Genomic DNA, 23444 nt, shown 5'->3' with positions numbered 1-23444 from the left:
TGTGGAAAAAAAACAAGGTCTATTATTGGTTAATTTAGGCACGCCAAGTGCGGCAACGCCAGATGCAATAAAGCAGTATTTAACCGAGTTTTTGCTCGATCGGCATGTCGTTGATTTGCCAAAGCTGTTTTGGTATCCCATTTTAAAGTACTTTGTGATACCAAAACGAGTACCTTATATTATTCACCATTACCAAAAAATTTGGATAAATGGCGCATCACCTTTATTGCATTATAGCCGATTATTATGTGATAAATTACAACGTCATTTACCGAATATACAATGTGAATTAGCCATGACTTATGGTGAACCGGATATGCAATCGGCATTAAATAACCTTCGATCATGTTCAAAAATTACCGTATTACCACTCTTTCCGCAGTATTCCACAACCACAACTCTTGCAGTACTTGATAAACTCAAACACATTATTGCCTCTGATCAAATCATTGATAATATCTGTTATATTCGTGATTATGCTGATCATCCAAGCTATATCAATGCACTTTATTTACAAATTAAACAAGCTTTTCAAGATCAAGGAGAGCCTGAAGTGCTCGTGCTTTCTTACCATGGTATCCCAGAGCGTTATATTCACAAACGAAAAGAGGATTACATTAAACGTTGTGAAATGACCACGCAGTTATTAATCGAAAAATGTCGAGCAAATGGTATAAATCGACCAATCCAAATGGCGTATCAATCAAAATTTGGTAAAGGTAAATGGGTTACGCCAAGTACCAGCGACACACTACAAGCATTGGCACAAAGTGGCGTTAAAAACGTGCACGTCATCTGCCCAGGTTTCTCGGTAGACTGTATTGAAACCCTTTATGAAATTGATGAAGAAAATCGAGAACTGTTTTTTAATGCAGACGGAAAAACGTTTTATTATATTCCCGCATTAAATGAGAGCGACTTACAGATTAATTTAATCATAGCGTTAATCAATCATACTCAACCAATTATATTTAAAAATTTATACTCAAACACATAGTTTCCTGAAATTTTTTGACAAAAGCCATTTGACTTAAAAAGATGATACAAAGTTGGTAATTGTTAACGTTCAAATGATTCAAATTTTGAATTAATAAATATTAATGCTAAATAGCTATCTATCTCCCCAATAATTTATGACGTATGATAGGATATTATTAATAATTAAATATCTGAGCACTGAGGAGAAAATTAAGTGAAAATCATCATCATTGGCGCTCAAGCCGCAGGTGCAAGTGCTGCCGCAAAAGCCAAAAGAATGAACCCAGAGGCAACCATCCGTATTTATGAAAAATCGAATATTGTCTCGTTTGGCGCTTGTGGTTTACCCTATTTCATTGGTAACCACTTTACTGATGCCAATGAAATGATATCTCGAACACCAGAACAATTTCAAAAAGATGGTATTGAAATTAAAACGTTACATGAAGTAATGGCGATTGATGTTAATCAAAAAAAATTAACCATTAAAGATCACAATACTGGTGATTGCTTTGATGACAACTACGATAAATTATTACTGGCGGTTGGCGCAAGTCCTATTATGCCTGCTTTTAAAAATGGTCAACTAAAAAACATTTTTACATTACGCGATCTGCGCGATGGATTAGCAATCAAACACATATTATCAGACCAAAACACCCAAAATGTTATTGTTGTCGGTGCTGGCTATATTGGTCTTGAAATCGCTGAATCGTTGGTCGCCTTACAAAAAAAGGTTAAATTGATCCAATTGGATGGCAGAATCCTTGTCGATGCGTTTGATGAACAAATTACCGACCTTATTGAAGAAAATATTAAACAACATTGCGACCTACACTTGCAAGAACGAGTACTTGGCTTTGAAGGCTCACACAGTGTCACGCATGTGATTACCGATAAAGGACGATATCCCGCTGATATGGTTATTATTGCAACAGGAGTAAAACCAAATAGTGATATCTATAAAGATCTTGGCATCAACACACTTGAAAATGGTGCCATAATCACTAACAGCTTAGGGCAAACCAATATTGCCGATATTTATGCCGCTGGCGATTGCGTCGCGCTTTACCATAAAGTTAGCCATTCAATGATATATATCCCGCTCGCCACAGGAGCAAACAAGCTTGGCAAAATTGTAGGCGAAAATTTAGGTGGCGGACATTGCGAATATCCCGGCACAATTGGCACTTCAGCGTTAAAAGTTTTTGATATCGAAGCCGGACGCACTGGTTTAACCGAAAACGAAGCCAAAAAAGCCGCAATCCCCTATAAAACTGTCATGGTTAAAGATAAAAATCACAGTAATTATGTTGCTGGACAAACAAGTGTAACAGCAAAACTTATTTATCATGCCGATACGCGCGTGATTTTAGGTGGACAAATAGCCGGTGGGCAGGGCGCGGTATTAAGAGTGAACACATTAGCAACGGCTATATGGGCGAATGTGAAAATTGATGAATTGGCCATGATGGATTTTCTGTATGCGCCACCTTTTTCCAGACCTTGGGATATTTTAAATATTGCCGGCTCTATAGCCAAATAAGCAGCATTAATGTATTTATAGTTAAACAGCAAGTCATGTGATTAAATATAGATTGTTAACCAGATAATTGAATTATCAAAAGAGAGGCTAATTATGTCAGATGCCATTTTTCAAGGAACTTTTTTTGAAAAGTTCCTATCAATAACTCATTATCAAACCCTCATTGGTATTGGGCTACTTCTCATCTGTTTTTTTGCGGTGATGAAACCGTTACAAGATAAAAAAGTCAATTTTTCAATTCGTATGTTAGTTGGCTTAATCCTTGGTGCTGTGCTTGGCTTAGGCATTCAAGCTGTAGCGGGCTTTCCTGATACATCAACCATTTGGATGCAGGAAACCGCAACATGGTATGGGCTATTTGGTCGAGCATTTATTGCCTTTATCCGAATGCTAGTGATACCACTTATTTTTGTATCGATTGTTAAAGTAATTATCGATTTTTCGGGCAAAAAAAATCTACCTCAAATTGCATTTAGAGGGATTTTTTGGTTACTGTTTACAACAGCCATTGCCTGTATCATCGGTATTTTGCTAGCGAATCTATTTGCTTTAGGTGAAATAAGCTCAAGCCCTGTACATCAAGCCCAAGCAAAACAATACACCAATATTATTGATACCTTTGTGAATCTAATTCCAAGTAATATTATTGCATCAATGGTAAATGAAAACATTGTTGGATTAGTCATTTTCTCGGCTTTAATGGGGCTGGCCGCCAATAGAATGGAAAAGAAGAATCCACAACCTATTGCACTTTTTAAAACATTTATCGAAGCACTTTACAAAATCGTAATGTCCATTGCGATGACAATCATTAAATATATGCCTTACGCAGTCATTGCGTTACTGGCTCGCACTATTATTTCTAATGGAATACCTGCTATTATTCAGGTTTCAAGCTTTGTTGCCGCTATCTATATTGCCACATTGATTATGCTAATTGTGCATGTCGCCATTGTCTCGATTCATGGTATTTCACCAATCATGTTTATCAAAAAAGCATTAGGAACATGGTTATTAGCCTTTACTAGTCGCTCATCAGTTGGCTCACTACCTATGACTATCTCAACGTTAACCGTTCGAATGGGAGTGAATACCGGCACGGCAAATTTAGTCGGCTCACTTGGCAGCACTATGGGAATGAACGGTTGTGCTGGTTTTTTCCCTGCTTTACTTGCCGTGATGGTAGCCCATATGGTTGGCATTGAAACGAATATCCAATTTTATATTATGCTTGTCATTGTGGTAGTTATTGGTTCAATCGGTATCGCTGGCATTCCCGGCACAGCAACCGTTGCCGCAACCGTTGTTTTATCTGGTATGGGGATGGCTGAATACTTCCCATTAATTGGGATGGTTTTAGCCGTGGATCCAATTATTGATATGGCAAGAACTTTAGCCAATGTATCTGGCGCCATGACAGCGGCTGTGGCAACTGATCGTGAAATTGGCCTTATGGATATGGCTGTGTATAACGATCCCAATATCACCCTTGAAAATGAGCCGTCAGAAGTTTGACGGCAATAACTATTTCAAAAAAAGGGAATATTCACTCTGTTTTAACGCATCGGCTATGATTTGTTTATAACAAAGCATAGCCTTGCATCTCTGTTTACCTCATTAACCTCACTCATTTATCGGCATATTGTGATGCTAGATTAATCGCAATATCAACCTTTGGATGCGATAAAATATTAGTTGAAAAATTACAATAAATAACACGAATAATTCCTATCCTTACGCAACGAAATGAGTTCATTAAGAACCTTTAATAAACCATTTAATCGTATACCTACATTTTTATCTTATTGATTAGTTTAATACTGACAAAGGGCGATTAATGTCGAGCTATAGCAATAACTTTTGAGCGAACATATTCAATAGAAAAAGAGAAAAACATCGCAGCTTGAAGCAAATAACTAATCTTGCCATTTTTATAAACAAAAATTTATACTCATTATGATAATATTATTTATATAGCCTTTTTTATGCAATTGAGGGCGTTTTTTATTACTTTTTAATAAATATAACAATGATAATACATCATTTATTATACATAAGGAGAGATTGTGGATATTGATGAGTTATGCCAACGTTATAGAGCAGGAGAAAGGTTTAAATATGTATATTTTTGGGGGCATAACCAAAGAGAGCCTTCCTCTATAATTACCAAAGCTTGCTTTAGCCAATGGTACCCTAGCGGATTTATTGTTGATGATATTTATTATGCTACAGCAGAACATTATATGATGGCAGCGAAAGCAAGATTATTTGATGATAAAAAGATATTACAAGAAATTCTTAAAGCTAACAGCCCAGGCCTTGCTAAGTCATTGGGACGCCAAGTCAGGGGATTTGTTGATAAAACATGGGATGAACAATGTTTATCTATTGTTATAGAGGGTAACTTCGCTAAATTTTCTCAGAATCGACAATTAGCTGATTTTTTATTATCAACTCAACAAAGAGTTTTAGTTGAAGCCAGTCCCGTAGATAAAATTTGGGGAATCGGTTTAGCGCAAGATGCCCCTAATATAGATAACCCTTTGACATGGCAAGGTAAAAATTTATTAGGCTTTGCCTTGATGGCGGTTCGCCAACAATTGAAATCATATTAATTGGTTATTAAAAATAGCTAATTAGAATTTTTGGATTTATTGATTTTGAGACTCAATGATTGATAATTTAATATTATTTCTTTGATATTATGAAACGTTTTATACTCAAACATCGGTTGTTTTATTACAATTTGTAATAAGAAGTAAATATAATGGCTCGATGCATAACACGATGTGACCAGAATAAAATTTGTAGCAATAAGTATAAAAAAGCAATATTTTTGATAGAAATATTGCTTTTTGATTTTTCGTTAACCTAAAAGTAACACATCATCAGTAACTTTTTCACCGCGCGTTTTTTCAAACATATCTAATAAATCAGTTACAGTTAATTTAGCTCGTTGTTCTCCAGATACATCAAGCACTACTTGCCCTTGATGAAGCATCACTGTTCTAGTGCCATACTCTAATGCTTGTTTCATTGAATGAGTCACCATCATGGCCGTTAATTGATTTTTTGAAACAATTTCATTGGTGAGTTCTAAAACAAACTGTGCAGTTTTGGGATCAAGTGCTGCTGTATGTTCATCAAGCAATAATATTTTAGATGGCTGTAAAGTTGACATTAACAAACTAATAGCTTGCCTTTGACCACCAGAAAGTAATCCCATCATATCTGATAACCGATTTTCAAGACCTAAATTTAATGTGTCCAATTTTTCTTTAAATATTGATCTGATTTCGTAATTAAGAGCTGAAGATAGCCTAAAACGATGTCCACGATTATAAGCGATAGCAAGATTTTCTTCGATAGTTAAATTTTCACAAGTTCCAACCATAGGATCTTGGAATACACGAGCCACCATACCAGCTCTTTTCCATGCTGGCCAGCGAGTTACATTTTGACCATTAATGACAATATGGCCTGAGTCAACAAGTAAATCGCCACTAATCACATTAAGCAACGAACTTTTCCCCGCTCCATTACTGCCTATAATAGTGACAAATTCGCCCTGACTAATATTGAGATTTAACCCTCGTAAGACATGATTTTCAATAGGAGTACCTCGATTAAAGGTTAATTGCAATTGTTCTACTTTAATCATGCTTACTTCCCTCTTATCTTAGCGTGTTTTTTTAATTGCTTAGGCACAACTAGAGCTAGCACAACAAGTATTGCTGTGATTAGATTGAGATCTTCTGTTCCGACACCGATTTCTTGTAAAAACTCATTACTAAGTGCAAAAGCAATGAATAAACGATATAAAATAGAACCGAAAATAACGGCTAGCATCACAGCCCAAATACGTTTAGCTGGGAATAGGCTTTCACCAATAATAATCGAGGCAAGACCAATTACAATTGTACCAACACCAATGGTAATATCAGCACTACCTTGCGTTTGCACAAAAAGGGATCCACCTAACGCAATTAAACCATTTGAGATGGCCATACCCAAAATGGTTATGCTATCTGTCGGTATGCCTTGAGATTTTGCCATTCGAGGATTAGTCCCTGTTGCTCTTAAGGCTAGTCCTTTTTGGGTACTTAAAAATAGATTTAGTAACATCCAAAATACAAGCACAAATCCTAATATCATAAGGGGTTGTACAAAATATTGATTACTGTAGTCTTCAGCAATAAATGGTGAAAATATTGTTTTGGCATCAAGTAAAGAAAGATTAGGTGAACCAGCTAGTCGAGTTGTTTCATCCATCACATAAGGCCCTATACCTAATATCCTTAAATTAATAGAATAGAGCCCTATCATAACAATAATACTTGATAATAATTGAAGAATATTGAGCTTCACATACAGTATTCCTGTCATGGCACCAGCAAAACAGCCAGCAAGCATACCAAATAATGTTGCGATCCAAGGATCGATGCCTACATAAATGCACAATCCACATACTGCGCCACCAAGAGGGAAGCTAGCATCTGCGGTAAGATCGGGAAAATCAAGTAAACGGAAGGAGATAAATACACCTAAACTTACTAGTGCATAAATAAGTCCTATTCCAATTGAGCCTAATAAAAATTCAAAAGACATGAAAAAATCCATTAAAGTTAATCGCCAAAGTTGGCGATTGAGTTAGAAAATAGTAAATTTATTTTTCGACAATTTTGGTCGCTGATTTTAATACATTTTCAGATAATATAACACCTTGCCGTTCAGCCGCTTTTTTATTTATTGTTAATTGAGTGATATTGCCTACTTGTGGTGCAATATCGCCTGGATTTTCACCATTAAGTATGCGGATAACAATTTTACCAGCTTGGCGACCAAGATCATAATAACTCATACCTAAAGCGGCAATTGCGCCACGTTCTGCCGATTCAGGATTAGAAGCAATAAGTGGGATTTTACTTTCATTAGCCACTTTAGCTAAAGCTTCATAAGCAGAAACTACGTTATTATCAGTAGTAGTATAAATCATATCTACCTTACCTTTTAAACTTCTCGCTGCTGTTGATATATCAGAAGTGCGCTGGGCTGGAGCGGCAATAATTTTCATACCTCGTTTTTCTAGTTCAACCTGCAATTGTTTTAGTATGAGGGTTGAATTAGTTTCGCTTGGACTATAAACATAACCAACATTTTTAGCATCAGGTTTAATTTTTAGCATCAGGTCAATTTGAGCATCAAGTGATAAGGCATCAGATACACCTGTCACATTTGTTTTTGATGCATCCCAACTTGGTGTTAATTTGGCTACCACTGGATCGGTAACGGCAGTGAAAACTATCGGAATGCGTTTTGTTGTCGCAACTAATGCTTGTGAACTTGGCGTGGCTATTCCGACGATAACATCTGGTTTACTTGCTACAAATTGTTTCGCAATTTGGGCCGCATTGGCACTACTACCTTGTGCGCTTGAAAATTGTAATTTTAAATTTTCTCCCGCAATGTAACCATTGTCCTTTAACTCATCTTCAACACCTTTGCGTACATTATCTAATGCTGGGTGTTCAACGATTGCTGTAATAGCAACAAATTTTTGTTCAGTTTTAGGATCAGCTGAAGAGTAGACTGCTGCAAACGATAAACTAAGTAGCATAAAAAGTTTAATAATAGAATTACGCATAAGGCACTCCTGTAATATTTTTTTTACAACCAAGCTAAATGTTGAGCTACTATAAAGCAAAAATAGATAATTTTCTAGCGTAAAAACCGTTATAACTGTAAATATTTTATTACACTTATCAGTAATTTGCTGTCATATCGGCATACTATGTTAAGTGATACTAATCTAGTTATTGGATGGCAAGAATTATAGGTTATATTAATTGGTTAAAAGGGGGGGATTTGTACCATTTTCCCTTTGCCCACTTCACTAAATGAGCAAAGTTCTTGATTTATTCTAGTGGAGTTGGGCTTAATTATTGCCTATGACTTTGTAAGCGGATTGAATAACGTCAGAAGGCAAGGTTATTCCTTGTTTTTTAGCAGCTTCAATATTGATGACAAGGCGTAGGGCTTGCCCTATTTCTGGGGTAATACTTCCTGGCTTTTCACCTTTTAATATTCGAACAACTAGTTTACCTGATTGACGTCCTACATCATAGTAACTCATACCATATGCTGCAACAGCTCCGCGTTCGATTGCATCAGGGAACGAAGCTAAAAGTGGGATTTTATTTTCATTCGCAAATTTGACTAAAGACTCATAAGCTGAAACAACATTGTTATCGGTTGTTGTATAGATTAAATCAACTTTACCTTTTAATGTATTAACAGCTGTTGAAATATCCGCAGTTCGTTGGGCAGGCACTGCAAACAAAGCAATATTTTGTTGAGATAAAAGCTTTTGTAGATTTTTTAACACGACAGTTGAATTAATTTCGCTTGGGCTATAAATATAGCCTACCGATTTGACATTAGGGACGATTTTCTTCATAAAGTCGATTTGTGGACCCATCTCTTGATAATCAGAGACACCGGTGATGTTTGTGCCTGTTGGTTGCCAGTTTTTAACTAATTTAGCCGCGATAGGGTCGGTAATGCCGGAAAATACGACTGGGATTTGTTTGGTTGCAGCGGCAGTTGCTTGAGCGCTTGGTGTTGCAATTGCCACAATGACGTCTGGTTTAGTGGCGACAAATTGTCTAGCTATTTGGGCTGCTGTAGCACTGCTTCCTTGTGCACTTTTATATTGTACCGTTAAATTGTCGTTTAACTTATAGCCGTTTTCTGCCAATTCATCTTTAACACCATCACGAATTTGATCTAATGAAGGATGTTCAACAATCGCCGTAATAGCGACATTTTTTATTGTATTTGCGAAACTCAAAAAAGGTGTAAACAAAATTATGATTAATAAAATAAAGCGTTTCATAAGTCGAACTCGTAAACTAGTACAATGGTTCTATTCTAGCTTTATTAATCAAAAAAGTTAAGTTGTATTTGTTAATTAATTATTATATAAACTAATACCATCATCACAATATAATTTAACTGATTAATTATTTTGAATAAATCTTATATACTGATCCCCATAAAACTTATTTTTTATAGGTATCAGTATATAAGTTTTTTATTTAGCAAATATAAAAGGGTTTATACCACTTTTTGCAAAACCTTCTTCTTCTGTTTTGATATCTAATATCAATGAAGCAATATCATCAGCGATGACTTCAATATGGGGGTCTTTGTCTTGATCAAGTATTTTTAGATAACTATGGCAAACGTCACAACACTCAGTTTTTGTTGCTGAGAGTTCCTTTTCTAGTGAGAGATATTGTATGTCTTTCATGTTATCGCAACAAGTACATTTAACTCTAGGTACATACCATTCACTTTCACATAAACTACAGTGCAAATAGCGCAAACCATTGTGGCTACCTAATTGAATCACGCTAGCTGTTGGCATGCTATTACAAACAGGACACAACCAAAGTTTATCGGTATTTTCTGCGATAGCTTTACCTTTAATCTGGCTGGCAAGTTGGCAATAATAAACCGATAATGATGACCAAATAAATATTGTTTCATTGCCATCGACTCGATCAAATTCTCCTTTAAGTAAATGCAATGCTTTATCTTGTAATTCTAGAGAACTATTTTTTTTAAGCTGATCTATGACTAAAGTGATTTGCTGCGTTGTATCAGAAAATGAGTTCAATAATGCAGTTAAGTAATCTTGCCAAGTGTTTTGAAGTGGTAAATTAGCTAAACTAAGTGGCGGGTGATCGCTGTTTAATAAACACGATACATCAATATCTATAGGCTTATTTTTAATTAAATTCGCTTGTTTTTCAGCGATTATTGCACAAAATTTCAAATAATCACTAATAGGACTATTGTTTGCAAGGCTCGTTAAACGCTCTGCTCGACGAATATACAGCGTTTTAGGCGATGGATAAAAGAGTAATGGAATTTGTTTAATAACTGAGTTTGTCGCTTGTAGTTCAAGTTGATCTTGAGGGATGATTTTGATACTCATTATAAATGCTCATTGATTGTGATTTCACTTATCACTGATTTTTACTTTTAAGATAACTCCGCTGATAGTGACTATCAGCGGAAAATACAATTACAGATAGAGGTGAACGATTATGCTGGTTTGTGCTCAACGTCTGTAGATTCAGCTTCAGATTTGGCCTTTGCATTTAGTTCATTTTGATAAACTTTTTCCATTTCTTCCTCATACCAAGTAGAATGATTTTTTCGTGCCCAAGCACGTGATACGTAACCTGTTATCATCCCTTTAATAGAGCCTTTAACCCAAATTGCCATATAAGCATGGCCAATAGCAAGTAAAATTAAAGCAATAGCGGCAAACGAGTGGAAGAATATCGCAATACGTACAACCTGTACTGGAAAATAATCAGAAATATATCGGCGCCACATGATTAGCCCAGTAATACACAATACAAAAATTAAGCTCATAATGCACCAGAATAAAAACTTCTGACCGACATTATACTTGCCAATTGGAATACCTTCTTCTTTGCCCATAATGACGCTTTTAAAGTTTTTTAACCATACAATATCTTGTTTGTTAGGTATATTATGACGAGCAAGCTTTAAAAACATAAACATCAGTAAGACAAAAACAACACAACCAATAATTGGGTGTAATGCCCTCACTAATTGTGGTGTACCAAGGAATAAACCAAACAGTTTAATTGATGGAAAAAACAGGGATAAGCCCGATAGTGCAGTAAGAATAAATAGACACACCATACACCAGTGACAAAAACGAACAATAAGTGGTGTTCTTAAAATCATGCCTTTTTTATTCATGTTGATTCTCCTGTTGTGATGAATTAGCACTATTTTTGCGACCAAAAACGGGTAATCCTAAACGTTTTCGCGCTTGCCTATCAGCTTGTTCTTCTTGTTCTATGTCATCTTCATCCACTTCAATTGCACCAACCCCCATGTAATGAAAAAGCAACCCTCCAAATGTTGCAACAAATGCAGCTGCGGATAACGGTTTCCAAATACCTTTCCAAAATTTGACGATTTCACTAATGTGAGGGTCTTTTGGTAGGCCGTGATACAGCTCTGGTTGATCAGCATGGTGTAAAACATACATAACGTGAGTACCACCAACACCTTGTGGATCATAAAGACCAGCATGTTCAAAACCGCGTTTTTTCAAGTCTACAATTCGATTTTCAGCATGACGAATCATATCTTGTTTAGTACCAAAGTGAATAGCACCAGTTGGACAGGTTTTAACGCAAGCAGGCTCTTGCCCAACCGCAACGCGATCCACACATAAAGTACATTTGTAAGAATGATTATCTTCTTTACTAATTCGAGGAATATTGAACGGGCAACCTGCGACACAATAACCACAACCAATACAGTGTTCCGATTGAAAATCAACAATACCATTGGCGTATTGAATAATAGCGCCTTCTGATGGGCAGGCTTTCAAACAACCAGGATCAGAACAGTGCATACAGCCATCTTTACGAATCAGCCATTCAAATTTGCCGTTAACCTCAACTTCTGAATACCGCATCACTGTCCATGCTTTCGGCTCTAAATCAGCCGGATTATCATAAACGCCGACAGTATTACCCACTTCGGCACGAAGATCATTCCATTCGCTACACGCAACTTGACAAGCCTTACAGCCAATACATGTGGTTACATCAATTAATTTAGCCACTTCTTGTTGGTAGTCGCGTGCTCGTGGCGCTGGCGTTAACGAATTGGTTCCCGAGCGGCGAATAATATCTTGTGTTTGTAATGACATAATTTATCTTCCTCCCTATGCCGCACTGGTCACTTTTTCAATATTGACTAAGAATGATTTATATTCTGGCGTTTGTGAATTGGCATCACCTAAATGTGGCGTTAATTCATTCACCAAAAATCCTTTCTTCGTCTGACCTGTGAATCCCCAAACAATAGGAATTCCAATAGTCTCGATTTCTTTACCATCAACAGTTAATGTCGGAAGGCGCTTTGTCACAACAGCTTTAGCTTTGATATAACCGCGATATGAAGTCACTTTTACGGTATCGCCTAGTTTTATGCCTTTTTTATTGGCTAAGTTTTCGCTAAGCTCAATAAACTGTTCTGGCTGAGTAATAGAAGCCAGTCTGGCATGTTGAGTCCAAAAATGGAAATGTTCAGTGATACTGTAAGTGGTACCAACATAAGGAAATTCACTGGCATTTCCTAAACGAGCCAAATCCTCTTTAAATGCGCGCGCCACAGGGCTGCTCACTTGATTTGGATGTAATGGATTATTGGTAATTGGTGTTTCAAACGGTTCATAATGCTCAGGGAACGGACCATCGACTAATCGATTTAAACAAAACAATCCGCCTAAACCATCGTTATTCATAATAAAAGCTCCCGCTCCAGCACTTGGTGATAACGTTGCGGTAAAATCAGGAACATCATTACCGTCCCAGCTTGAACCATTCCATTTTACCAGTACGCGTTTGGGATCCCATGGCTGGCCGTTTTCATCCGCTGAAGCACGATTATAAAGTACACGCCGATTCATCGGCCATGCCCAAGCCCATCCGGCATGAATACCTTTACCTGACGGGTCGCTAGGATCGCGCCTTGCCATTTGGTTACCTTGCTCTGTCCATGAACCGCAAAATATCCATATTCCTGATGAAGTTGTTCCATCTGCTTTTAATTGAGAAAAACCACTTAATAGCTGACCTTTTTTAAGGATAACATTGCCATTGGCATCGGTGAGATCAGCAAGGGCTCGCCCATTATAATCTTGCGCTAGCTCTTCTGCAGCAGGGCCTTCTGGATTTTGATAATTCCAAACTAAGTTATTGATTGGCTCATGATATGCCCCCCCTTCTTCGGCATATAACTCTTTCATTCTAAGAAAGATACGAGCGATGATTTCTGGATCATATAATGACTCATAAGGCGGTCTTGCTGCAGCCCAGTGCCACTGCAGTAAACGCGAAGAGTTAACGATAGTTCCATTTTCTTCAGCAAAACAGTTTACAGGAAGCCTAAAAACTTCTGTCTGGATTTGGCTTGGATCGACATCATTCGATTCACCATGATTTTTCCAAAACTCTGCCGTTTCAGTTGGCATAGGGTCAATGCTCACTAAAAACTTCAAGTTCGATAATCCGTTACGGATACTATTTTTATCTGGTAGCGCTGCAAGGGGATTGAAACCTTGGCAAATAAGACCATTGGCTTGACCATCACGCATCATTTTACTGAATCTTAATACATCATAGGTTTTATCCCATTTTGGTAACCAGTCAAATCCCCAATTGTTATCTTGAGTTGATTTATCACCATACATTGATTTCATAAAACTGACAAAGAATTTTGGGTAATTAGCCCAAAAATTAACTTCGTCTGGTCCTAGAGGTTTGGGCGTTTTTTCCTCTAAATACTGTTCGAGTGAAACTTGAGAATCTTTAGGTAAATCAAGATAAGCGGGCAGGCGATTTGATAATAAACCAACATCAGTTAAACCTTGAATATTGGAATGGCCTCGTAATGCATTAATTCCACCACCCATTACGCCAATATTACCTAAGATAAGCTGAATCATCGCAGCCGTACGAATAATTTGTGAACCATAAGTATGCTGAGTCCATCCTAATGCATATAAAAAGGTGGCTGCTCTATCATGGGTTTTGGTACTTGCAAGTGAGCGACAAACATGTAAAAAACCTTCAATTGGGCTTCCTGTCACTTTATTTACCATTTCAGGCGTATAACGACTGACATGGTTTTTAAGTAGATTCCACACGCAGCGAGGATGGCTGAGTGTTTTATCTCGAAGCGCATAACCATTTTCATCTTTTTGATATGCCCAACTGGTTGGATCATATTGGCGATTAGCTGAATCATAACCGCTAAATAACCCACTATTGGCATCAAAATTAAAATCATCACGAACAATTAAACTTGCATTACTATGGGTCACTAAATAGTCAAAGTTAACTTCGTTATTGGTAATAAGATAATTAATAATACCGAGCAAAAATGCAATATCAGATCCTGAGCGAATCGGTACATAGTGATCGGCAACCGAAGCCGTTCGATGAAAACGTGGGTCAATGGCAATCAGTTCTGCACCATTATTAATTTTTGCTTCTATGGCCCATTTAAAACCAACAGGATGAGCTTCGGCCGCATTCCCCCCCATTACAATAACAACATTGGCATTTTTAATATCATTCCAATTGTTAGTCATAGCACCGCGACCAAAAGTGGCGGCTAAACTTGATACAGAAGGACTATGACAAACCCTTGCTTGGGTTTCAAGGCTTAGCATGCCTAATGCACGTGCAACTTTAAATGCCAGCCAACCTGTTTCATTACTCGCAGCAGAGGTAACAAGCCAGCCTGTTGTTGTCCAGCGATTAACTGTCGTTCCTTGTTCGTTTTTTTCAATAAAGTTTTTATCTCGGTCAGCTTTCATTAAGCGAGCAATGCGGTCAACAGCTTCATCCCAACTAATTTTTTGCCATTTATCAGAGCCTGGAGCGCGGTATTCAGGGTATTTGACGCGTTGTTCACTTTTGATATAGTCAAGTACACCAGCGCCTTTAGGACAAAGCGAACCTCGACTAACAGGATGATCTGGATCACCTTCAACGTGGAATATGGATGATTCAGCATTTTTTGCACCATCTCCACGGCTATAAAGTAGCATTCCACAGCCAACTGAACAGTAAGTACAGTTATTACGGGTTTCTTTTGATTTGAGTAATTTAAATTGGCGAGTTTGTGCGAGCGCCATATTAGGAGCTAGTCCTAGTGTGGCAACCGTTGTTCCTGCCATACCACCAGCGCAGATCTTAAAGAACTGTCTACGGTTAAATAGCATATGGACTCCTTAAAAAGCTGACATTACATTATTTGATTTGTTATATTGGAATCTATTAACATCCCTATAATTTGTAATGATAATCTTTAATGACATGGAAATAAAGGGAAAAACAGATATGAATTCATAAAGTTTGACATATATCAAAAAAATAAATTTATGACAGCCTGATTTATGTTGAATATACTCAAAAATGATATTGATATAAAAAATTTCAGGTAACACGGCATTTTAGTATAAAAACGCAATTTTATTATCGCCAATTTAAAACATTAACTAAGATAGGCTGATTATCATATGTTTTACCAAATAGAAACTGTGACTTCTCAATTAATCATGAAACGGTATAGAATCCTGAATATTTTTTACAAAAATATAATTTAACAAGTAAATACTACGTCTTTATTAAAGTCCCAATCGCTTTCAGATTTCCCAGTCATTTGCGGTCAGGCGAATTTCTGGTATTGTTTATTGATACAATGATGATCATACGTTTTACCAAATAGAGACTGTGACTTCTTAATTAATCATGAAACGGTATAGAATCCTGAATATTTTTTACAAAAAATATAATTTAACTAGTGAACAGTTGTGTAAGTGCCCCATAAAGAGTACAAAACTGGCGGATAAAATCATGCTGAATGTTTTATACGCAATGGATTTTTCAACTTTAACTAGACGTTTAATGCCATCATTGATGGTTTAATATTCCTTTTTATGGGTTACGGCGACGAACAGCTTCAATAGGGCTTTTTTAGCATGTTATCAATTGAATAATTATATTAGTTTGATTAACTCATTTTTAAACTAACACTAAAAATAAGAATAAGGTTTGGGTATACGGCGTTTTTTCGGGGTTTTCTTTTTCTGTGGCTTGAGCTGCCATTGAGAATAATCCGTGACGTAAATTTCATTAAGTTTTAAATCATAGGGGATATCTTCTAAATTGTCAGCGATTTCATCATAAGGTGAAGGTAGTGTAAAAGATAGACCATAATCATCATCAACAATCAACATACCAAGTAAGAGGTGTCGAAACTTAGTAAGATAGCATAGTTCTTCCATGGTAATGCCAGCATATAACTCATTTTGATATTTATTCAAATATTTGCCTTGATAATTTTGGTTGCATCCTATTCCAATAATGTTGCCGTCAAATGTGGTAGTGATTGTCAATGTGCCATCGTTTAACGAATAGAAGCACCATCTATTTTGCTCACTAGGTGGAGAATACAATTCACATTCTTGACACTTAATGTCAAAACGTTGATACATTTCATCCATATAGCTGAGAATGTTATCACCTATTTGAATATTTCCTATTGATTTATAGCTAATAATGTTAGCATTCAATGCAATCATGACTTACCACCCTGACATTTGTCCATCGTCATCTAATATTTTAATCTCAGTCTGACTTCTTATCCATGTAAATAACTGAGCTAAATCTTTTTCGATCCTAGGCGAATGAGCACTTATTTCAATAAAAATTTGAGTATCTTCCAAAAATAGTCTGACATCGAACAATCTACTCTTATCATTATCCCAATATGGTGAGCCTGATAAACAGTATGCGCTATTTTTAGCAATATAAGTGGGTAATGATAAAATTTTATTGGCAATATCACAGGCGTTTTGCTGATACCATGTGTGATTTATAAACACTAATCTAAACTCGGCTGACATTGAGTGGTGTTATCCCCATCATAATAAGTTTTATTACTAAAACGTATGGCTAAGTATTTGATATCCATTATTCAATAACTAAATAGTTAATCACCAGTAACACGTAATTGTTTAATATTTTTTTGTTTGAGCGTGATGATGATCCGTTGCAGTTCAGGAGTAAAATTTTCAATTTGTGGCATAATTTGCGTTAAATCAGTTATCAATATTGCCAAATTGCTAGCATTAAACACAACATTAACGGTGTAATAGTCACGAATTTTTTTTAATTGTTTAAGACTCTTCCAGCAGGTTGATGTACTAAATATTTTTCCATGGAGATCTTCGCTCATGGTAAATCTTGCCGATTGCTGATTGTCAAAGTCGATAATAAAATCTAGCGCCATAAATTTAAATACCTTATTAGACAGTGAATAGTAAGATATTATCTTATATATTTACAAAATAGTTTGGGTAATATTTTGGGTTTTACCATAATTATCAAACAGCTAATCGGCTGTTAGATGAAAAGGTTTATTCAGTTTTTTAGCTAATTTTTTACACATCCCTGAGACACCATTTTGTAATTGATACTGTTTTTGTTTTAACGCTATTGCTGCTGTCCTGCTTCAAAATGGTAGTGTTCCATTGAGGCACAAGTAAAAGATTCAATAAAAGCAGGCTTGGTATGCCACGTTTGTTTGGCAGTAAACAAATCATTAGCAATCGCCCAATCATACACCCCAGTATTCACTGGATAACGGGTTAACACACCAGTTAATTGATGTTTTTCAATCCAAGTTTTAGCTTCAGTTAACGAGGTGAATACACCAGCAGGAAAGCTTGCACCTGCACCATTAAATACCCATATTTCGTTCATTTTTTGCTATCCTATCTGCTCGATTCTCATTGCAACATAGTATTATGTAATAAAATTAATATGTGATTTAATACATGACAACAATTTAAGAGAAATGTTGTCGACAATAGTCGACTCAAAATTATCAATATTATCTTGATATTCCATCACTTTATCCATGCCATAATTTGAGTAAACAAAGCAAGTTACATGTATCTTATCATTTGTTAGTCGAATATTAACAATATCATTATCAAATAGTTCCATACTGTTAATTGATAATTTGAAACGCAGATAAATTCGCTGTTTTAAGATATTAACATGCACATAACTAGCCATATCCGTTAATTTAAACTGCCTAGCAATATTCGATTGTAAAAAAATCCCTATTTGATTAAGTCTATTCGATAAGTGTGATAGCAAATCAACTGTTTTTTTATTGTTAAAAATCATCATACTTGAATACTATAAAAGATTAACATATTTACGCTATCGGTGACCAAAAACAAAGTACATAATTTTTTAGCTAACTTAATTAGCGTATTGTAAGAAAGCATCGTTTTCAAAATAAAAGACAAAAGAGCTAAATAAATCCTCTAATGTTGGATTATCTAATTCATTGTTAGCCACACTAATAATATCTTCAATCTCGGCTTTTTCTAGGGTTGGTATCCAACCTTCTTGTATAGCTTGTTTAGGCAGGTTTGAATCACAATCATCTAAAATATCTTCATCCTCAAGACTAAAAATTCCTTGGGTATCAAGTGTCCAAGATGAGTGATCAGCGGGAAGATAAAAAAAACTGTATGGCATGTTTTCTATGTTAGAAAGCATATCTCGTATAGTAATAAAATTCATCATTCCCCCCCAAATTAAGATGTTTTCAGTATGCAGATATCAGTGTAATGGCATATTAAATGATTGTCAGTATATCTCAATAAGTAATGTATTCATTTAATCACCATCAGCAATAATAACTTCTTCTTCATGCACGGCTTGCTTAAGTCACATGACTAGCTTTTGGATTTCGTTGTCGTGATGTTTTTGTAACAAGTTAATTAATATTTTTTGATGATCGGGATAGATTCTGTTTCGACCATAGACATCAATCATGATGCCAGTTTTCCGCTTTAAATCGATAAAAGCTTGCTCAAGTAATTGCTCTTTTTTATCACTTAAAACAACAGATGGCTTACTGTCTTTTTGATCTGATAAGTAGGAAAAATCTAGCATCTTTTATATTCCTTGATATTAGTAATGCGTTGATTATTCTTGGTTACATAAATTAAGAATATATTGAGGTGTCTTTTTTCGATAACGTATGCTCTGTTTTAAACCGATGGAGCCTTGCCTTACACATTTTAGCAGATCCTCATCACTAATAATAAAATCACTATCTTCCAGAAAAATATCAATCACTGCTTCGGCAAATGAATCTGGAATATAATTTAAGGCAAAGTTAAAAATACGATTTTTTGCGTCGTTGTGTTGTAATATTGATTCAATGATGATCGATGCATTTTGCTGCCACTTTTCGGCAAACCATAGAAAATCTTGCTCATTGAACGTATCTTGCAGAATGATTTTAGCTACCATTTCGCCTCTTTAATAATATTGTAAGGTAAATAGAATTGTTATTTAAAGATAAATCCTAACTCGCAACAACGATCATCGCTATATTGATTACCAATATTCAAAAAATATATAGATAATTCATTATAAAAAATTTTTCATCTTAACAACTATCTAGTATTTCAATACAAAGATTTTAGTATTTTATCTATTTAAGTGGTATTTTATTCTTTTTAATCAAAAAATAGCGTTGGGAAGAAATTGGACGGGAGATGTAAGGTAGATATCTAAGTGCAAACGGAAAGGTTTTTATAGGTTTGTTAAAAAGTTCGAGCAACCAACCATCAGAATCCTTAAGCGACATAAATTCAAAACTTATCGTATTATCGGATAAAATTTTAATATCATCAATAGCATTCCCAGCAAACCAAGAAGAGTAGCCACCGCCAATTCTAGCTCGATCGACAATTTTATTCCTTTTTAAATCAAGTAAATAAATAGATAAAATCTCTTCCCAAGCGTCACCATTTTGCGACACAAAAAGTAAGATATAATCATCATTATAACTAAAAGCCGCTTCTAAATAGCCCCCTTTCAGTTTTTCATTACAGCAAACACCATCAACTTCAACAAGTGAATAGATTTCGCCAGGTTTCTTGAGAGGTAAAGGTTTTACTACAACATTGGATATCATTTGTATCATACTTAATCCTAAAAAGCTTATTTGTTATTTAAAATATCAATAGAAAGCCTATCTACACTAAACTTAATAAAATCATCACTTAAGTAAGCAAAATCATAAAATAAATCATCTTGAAACACAAGATTCGATAGTACTACTCTATTTTCAAATAGATAACCATTAATATGATGAACAAAAGTATCAGCTTGTTGCATAATAGAAAAATGCTTATCTCTAGATAGTTCAGGCTTTATCTCGTCAATAAAATACAAATTAAGTTCTAATAGATAAATATTGTCCTGATTGAGTACACAAGCGGAAGAATTGATAAAACAGCAAAGTTGATATTGACCAAAATCAAAAGTAGCCTGCTCCTCAATATATGGATCTATAGCAATTAGCTTTGCATAATATTTCATTGTTTTTCCATGATTCTAGTATAGGAACTGGTTGAATAGTAAAAATAGTTACGTATTTATTTCTCATCTTCATATGGATTTGATACTAAAAATATCCATATTATCACGTTAGTTTGCAAAGCAAATATATTCTGCCAAAATAATAATTTATATAGTATTATTTTAAATAGAATAAATTTTAGCTTATTGCATATTAGCAGTGATGGTAAGATAACTAGGCAATAAATAATCTTATCTTCATGACCAAAACTAATGCCATTTTGTTTGATTTTAACTAGTAGGTGATCGCATAATTAGGCGATAATGATAGAACATTCAGACCCATGAGATCACTAAAATTCAGTTGTATTATTCTATATTTATTTTGCTTTGTAATAGCATGATATTGATTTACTAATTGCGTAAAATAAATAATGTTATATAAAAAATGAATTTAATATCTTTATCACTTTTCCTAAATCAAAATATTATTTTTGATCCTTTTGCTGGCCTCAATTGATCTATATCAATACCAATAGAGCCTAAATAGTCTATCATTTGTTGATACAAATTAAATTCATGAATTTCATCAATAATCGTTTCATGTTCGTCGAAAAAATCCACACCATCGACTAATTTTATAACTTTGTAAAGAACCCTATACTTTTGATTTTTAAAATTTATTGCAATAGTGGTAAATTGCAAAGCATTATTGGGCAGATCATCGATAATTGTTGTTTGTAATGTTCGCCCTAATCGAATATATTCATCTTTAGTATATTTCATATAATCATAATCTTTTTATTCAATATGATTTTAGAGCCTAACAGGTTTGTCATCATTTTAATAGGTGCTAAGGCATAAAAATAACATCATTTACTCAGTCTGATGCGTTTTATACAATGCTATTTCAGCCAATATACATTGGCTAAACCTGTAATTTAAATTTTTTATTACGTCACCTTCTGTATAACAATAGACCATAGGATCATCATGCCTATCAATAAAGAATAGACTTGAATAACCTTGATGTAATAAAAAAGCGTAGAGATTATTGGGAATAGAAATATTATTTTCAGCCATTAAGGCTAAAGTGCCTTGATTTATATCTTCAATTTCATGAAATAACACAGCTGTACCGAGCATAAAATCACCCGCATTAACCCCCAGTTTTGACAGAAAAATTTTATAATATTCAGGAAGCTGACCATATTGGCGTTCAAGTTGAGCCAATTGTTGGTCATTACAGCCTTTTATCACAAACCCTTTGGATGTCAAAATAGCAATTAATTCATTGAGTTGATGATTAAAGTCTGGTTTATTCATTTTAATTTTAGTTTTATTTCCCTAGCTGGTAGATATCTTTAACTTGCAGTTGCATTTTAAAACAACCGAAAGCGCCTATAGCTAAACTACAAATACTATCATTATGATTTATTTTTTCGACATAAATAAAATGCCCAATATCGCCATCTTATTGAGTAAATAACTAAGCGCAGTTGCCGCTATGTAGAAAAACACTGGATTGTTTACACTTCATGATTAAAATAATCTTCCAAAAAACATAAGGCGTTTTCCTCGAAATCCTTTTATGTAGTTTAACCGTATTATAAACGTTAATAAACTACTTAACCTTTTCATTTTCTATATTTTATAACAACTATTTGCTGATTATACACATCACCATTAAAGTGCGTGTCACGATTTCTACTTTTCCATTCGATTGAAGAAAAGTATATTAAATAACTTTTTGATTTGTAAAATGATTATTACATTTTTTAACTAATAGGCGCCTAACCCTTAATATTCTCATCCTTATCCAAATAAATATATTCCGTGGCTAAAAGCATTGGGTTAACACACCATCTTCAATCTGGCTTTTAGCTCGTTATAAATGGTTAAACGTTTAGCCAAATTGGTGACAAATATTTTTCTTTATCTATACTCATTACAGTAATTTCTCAAATTATTGTAAATAACACCATTAATTCCTACAATAATAGAATATATTAGGGAAAAATGTTGGGAATAAATAAATGAAGTACTGTGTTAAAAATAAATAAATCACAGTTAATGAAAATCTAATTCAGACAAAAATTTAAACTCGTCAATAAAATTTTGCTATTAGTCATAGTTAGATTTAACACATTCAGAAATCGACATATTACCTGACAGTAATATTTAGTTTAAATAATAGTAAAAATAGGGATGACAAAAGTGACTCAAAATCGAGCCATATATTGCAAATCAAAATATTCAGCTCGCTATAAACTATAAAGATTTTTTTGATGATAGAAAAATATAAAAAGAGAAATTGAAAGTCCTTACAAAGAAAAAACACGCAAATAAACGATTGAAATTATGAAATAGGATTGATTTTATGCCGGCATTATCTGAATATTCAAACATATCAAACACTGCACTCAATATATTAGATAAAAAAGGGTACCAAATTTGGTATGACGAAAGGTTAAAAATGTACTGTGCTGAAAAGAATGGTTGGGATTTTATGGCAGATTCACCATCAGGTTTGTTAGGTTTAATTAGCATTTATGAGTTTAAACAACCCACTATATATAAAGAATATTGGTGGAAAGATGATGATAAAAACTTACTCAATAATTTAAGAAAAAAACCTAAATACACATCAGTAACAGATAAAAATATAAGATAGATTAAGGTTAAGTTCAAGCTACTACAGATAAAGCAACTCGGTATATTTTTTTACATATAATAAAATAATGATATAAAAAATAAACCGTTAAAAGCAAAAAAGCCCAGCATCACTGCTGGGCTCTCTCTCAAATTTAAAAGTCTGGCGGCCCCCTACTCTCACATGGGTAATACCCACACTACCATCGGCACTACGGCGTTTCACTTCTGAGTTC

At 34.8% G+C, this 23444-nt stretch carries 25 protein-coding genes; 5 read left to right on the top strand and 20 right to left on the bottom strand.

From position 1 onward, the window contains the following. Window position 1: 1 nt before the first annotated feature. From hemH to GYY69_RS11045, 4 genes are all read left to right on the top strand, one after another. The gene (hemH, locus tag GYY69_RS11060; protein ID WP_174797729.1) at window positions 2–997 is read left to right on the top strand and encodes a ferrochelatase; all 996 of its coding nucleotides are present in this window, start codon (window positions 2–4) and stop codon (window positions 995–997) included. A gap of 195 nt (window positions 998–1192) precedes the next feature. Further along, a complete protein-coding gene (locus tag GYY69_RS11055; protein ID WP_174797728.1) occupies window positions 1193–2524 on the top strand; it encodes a CoA-disulfide reductase in 1332 nt (443 codons plus the stop codon). A 93-nt stretch (window positions 2525–2617) separates the two neighbouring features. Next, window positions 2618–4039, top strand: coding sequence for a cation:dicarboxylate symporter family transporter (locus GYY69_RS11050; protein ID WP_174797727.1), 1422 nt, complete (start codon window positions 2618–2620; stop codon window positions 4037–4039). A 551-nt stretch (window positions 4040–4590) separates the two neighbouring features. After that, window positions 4591–5139 (top strand): NADAR domain-containing protein, encoded by a 549-nt coding sequence (locus GYY69_RS11045; protein WP_174797726.1) that lies wholly within the window; start codon window positions 4591–4593, stop codon window positions 5137–5139. Window positions 5140–5390: 251 nt separating this feature from the next. On the opposite strand, the gene GYY69_RS11040 is transcribed toward GYY69_RS11045, so the two are convergent. The 20 genes from GYY69_RS11040 to GYY69_RS10945 all read right to left on the bottom strand — a co-directional run bounded on the left by GYY69_RS11040 (window position 5391) and on the right by GYY69_RS10945 (window position 21882). Further along, window positions 5391–6185: an ABC transporter ATP-binding protein gene (locus GYY69_RS11040; protein ID WP_174797725.1), complete on the bottom strand. Its 795-nt coding sequence runs from the start codon at window positions 6183–6185 to the stop codon at window positions 5391–5393. A 2-nt stretch (window positions 6186–6187) separates the two neighbouring features. Continuing rightward, complete coding sequence (locus GYY69_RS11035) at window positions 6188–7132, bottom strand: ABC transporter permease (RefSeq protein WP_174797724.1); 945 nt, start codon at window positions 7130–7132, stop codon at window positions 6188–6190. A 58-nt stretch (window positions 7133–7190) separates the two neighbouring features. Continuing rightward, window positions 7191–8168: an ABC transporter substrate-binding protein gene (locus GYY69_RS11030; RefSeq protein ID WP_202985005.1), complete on the bottom strand. Its 978-nt coding sequence runs from the start codon at window positions 8166–8168 to the stop codon at window positions 7191–7193. Between the two features lie 291 nt (window positions 8169–8459). Continuing rightward, window positions 8460–9419 (bottom strand): ABC transporter substrate-binding protein, encoded by a 960-nt coding sequence (locus tag GYY69_RS11025; RefSeq protein ID WP_174797723.1) that lies wholly within the window; start codon window positions 9417–9419, stop codon window positions 8460–8462. A gap of 198 nt (window positions 9420–9617) precedes the next feature. Beyond that, window positions 9618–10526: a formate dehydrogenase accessory protein FdhE gene (gene fdhE / locus GYY69_RS11020; RefSeq protein WP_174797722.1), complete on the bottom strand. Its 909-nt coding sequence runs from the start codon at window positions 10524–10526 to the stop codon at window positions 9618–9620. Window positions 10527–10636: 110 nt separating this feature from the next. Further along, window positions 10637–11329 (bottom strand): formate dehydrogenase subunit gamma, encoded by a 693-nt coding sequence (locus tag GYY69_RS11015; protein ID WP_174797721.1) that lies wholly within the window; start codon window positions 11327–11329, stop codon window positions 10637–10639. Beyond that, window positions 11322–12296 carry a formate dehydrogenase subunit beta gene (gene fdxH / locus GYY69_RS11010; protein ID WP_174797720.1) on the bottom strand — a complete coding sequence of 325 codons (975 nt, stop codon included), beginning with the start codon at window positions 12294–12296 and terminating at the stop codon, window positions 11322–11324. The genes GYY69_RS11015 and fdxH overlap by 8 nt, the downstream gene beginning before the upstream one ends. Window positions 12297–12311: 15 nt before the next feature. Further along, complete coding sequence (gene fdnG / locus GYY69_RS11005) at window positions 12312–15380, bottom strand: formate dehydrogenase-N subunit alpha (protein WP_174797719.1); 3069 nt, start codon at window positions 15378–15380, stop codon at window positions 12312–12314. Between the two features lie 813 nt (window positions 15381–16193). Next, complete coding sequence (locus tag GYY69_RS11000) at window positions 16194–16742, bottom strand: hypothetical protein (RefSeq protein ID WP_174797718.1); 549 nt, start codon at window positions 16740–16742, stop codon at window positions 16194–16196. A 3-nt stretch (window positions 16743–16745) separates the two neighbouring features. Beyond that, window positions 16746–17066 (bottom strand): hypothetical protein, encoded by a 321-nt coding sequence (locus GYY69_RS10995; RefSeq protein WP_174797717.1) that lies wholly within the window; start codon window positions 17064–17066, stop codon window positions 16746–16748. 86 nt (window positions 17067–17152) lie between these two features. Beyond that, window positions 17153–17452, bottom strand: coding sequence for a hypothetical protein (locus tag GYY69_RS10990; RefSeq protein WP_174797716.1), 300 nt, complete (start codon window positions 17450–17452; stop codon window positions 17153–17155). 203 nt (window positions 17453–17655) lie between these two features. Then, window positions 17656–17925, bottom strand: coding sequence for a DUF7710 domain-containing protein (locus tag GYY69_RS10985; protein ID WP_174797715.1), 270 nt, complete (start codon window positions 17923–17925; stop codon window positions 17656–17658). A gap of 42 nt (window positions 17926–17967) precedes the next feature. Next, window positions 17968–18360, bottom strand: coding sequence for a hypothetical protein (locus GYY69_RS10980; RefSeq protein ID WP_174797714.1), 393 nt, complete (start codon window positions 18358–18360; stop codon window positions 17968–17970). Window positions 18361–18435: 75 nt separating this feature from the next. Beyond that, the gene (locus tag GYY69_RS10975) at window positions 18436–18762 is read right to left on the bottom strand and encodes a DUF7716 domain-containing protein (RefSeq protein ID WP_174797713.1); all 327 of its coding nucleotides are present in this window, start codon (window positions 18760–18762) and stop codon (window positions 18436–18438) included. 147 nt (window positions 18763–18909) lie between these two features. Continuing rightward, on the bottom strand, window positions 18910–19137 hold the full coding sequence (locus GYY69_RS10970) for a hypothetical protein (protein ID WP_174797712.1): 228 nt from the start codon (window positions 19135–19137) through the stop codon (window positions 18910–18912). 33 nt (window positions 19138–19170) lie between these two features. Next, entirely contained in the window at window positions 19171–19500 is a 330-nt protein-coding gene (locus GYY69_RS10965; protein ID WP_174797711.1) for a hypothetical protein, read from the bottom strand. A gap of 184 nt (window positions 19501–19684) precedes the next feature. After that, entirely contained in the window at window positions 19685–20179 is a 495-nt protein-coding gene (locus GYY69_RS10960) for a hypothetical protein (protein WP_174797710.1), read from the bottom strand. A 17-nt stretch (window positions 20180–20196) separates the two neighbouring features. Then, complete coding sequence (locus GYY69_RS10955) at window positions 20197–20577, bottom strand: hypothetical protein (RefSeq protein ID WP_174797709.1); 381 nt, start codon at window positions 20575–20577, stop codon at window positions 20197–20199. A gap of 459 nt (window positions 20578–21036) precedes the next feature. Continuing rightward, a complete protein-coding gene (locus tag GYY69_RS10950; RefSeq protein WP_174797708.1) occupies window positions 21037–21342 on the bottom strand; it encodes a hypothetical protein in 306 nt (101 codons plus the stop codon). Between the two features lie 90 nt (window positions 21343–21432). Next, a complete protein-coding gene (locus tag GYY69_RS10945; RefSeq protein WP_174797707.1) occupies window positions 21433–21882 on the bottom strand; it encodes an SMI1/KNR4 family protein in 450 nt (149 codons plus the stop codon). 1054 nt (window positions 21883–22936) lie between these two features. On the opposite strand from GYY69_RS10945, the gene GYY69_RS10940 reads away from it, so the two are divergent. Then, the gene (locus GYY69_RS10940) at window positions 22937–23230 is read left to right on the top strand and encodes a hypothetical protein (RefSeq protein ID WP_174797706.1); all 294 of its coding nucleotides are present in this window, start codon (window positions 22937–22939) and stop codon (window positions 23228–23230) included. Window positions 23231–23444: the final 214 nt, after the last annotated feature.

The organism is Gilliamella sp. ESL0250 (assembly GCF_013345045.1).
Lineage (GTDB): Bacteria > Pseudomonadota > Gammaproteobacteria > Enterobacterales > Orbaceae > Gilliamella > Gilliamella apicola_H.
Note: the sequence above shows the minus strand (reverse complement) of the source record. Positions and strands in the feature narration are given on the sequence as shown.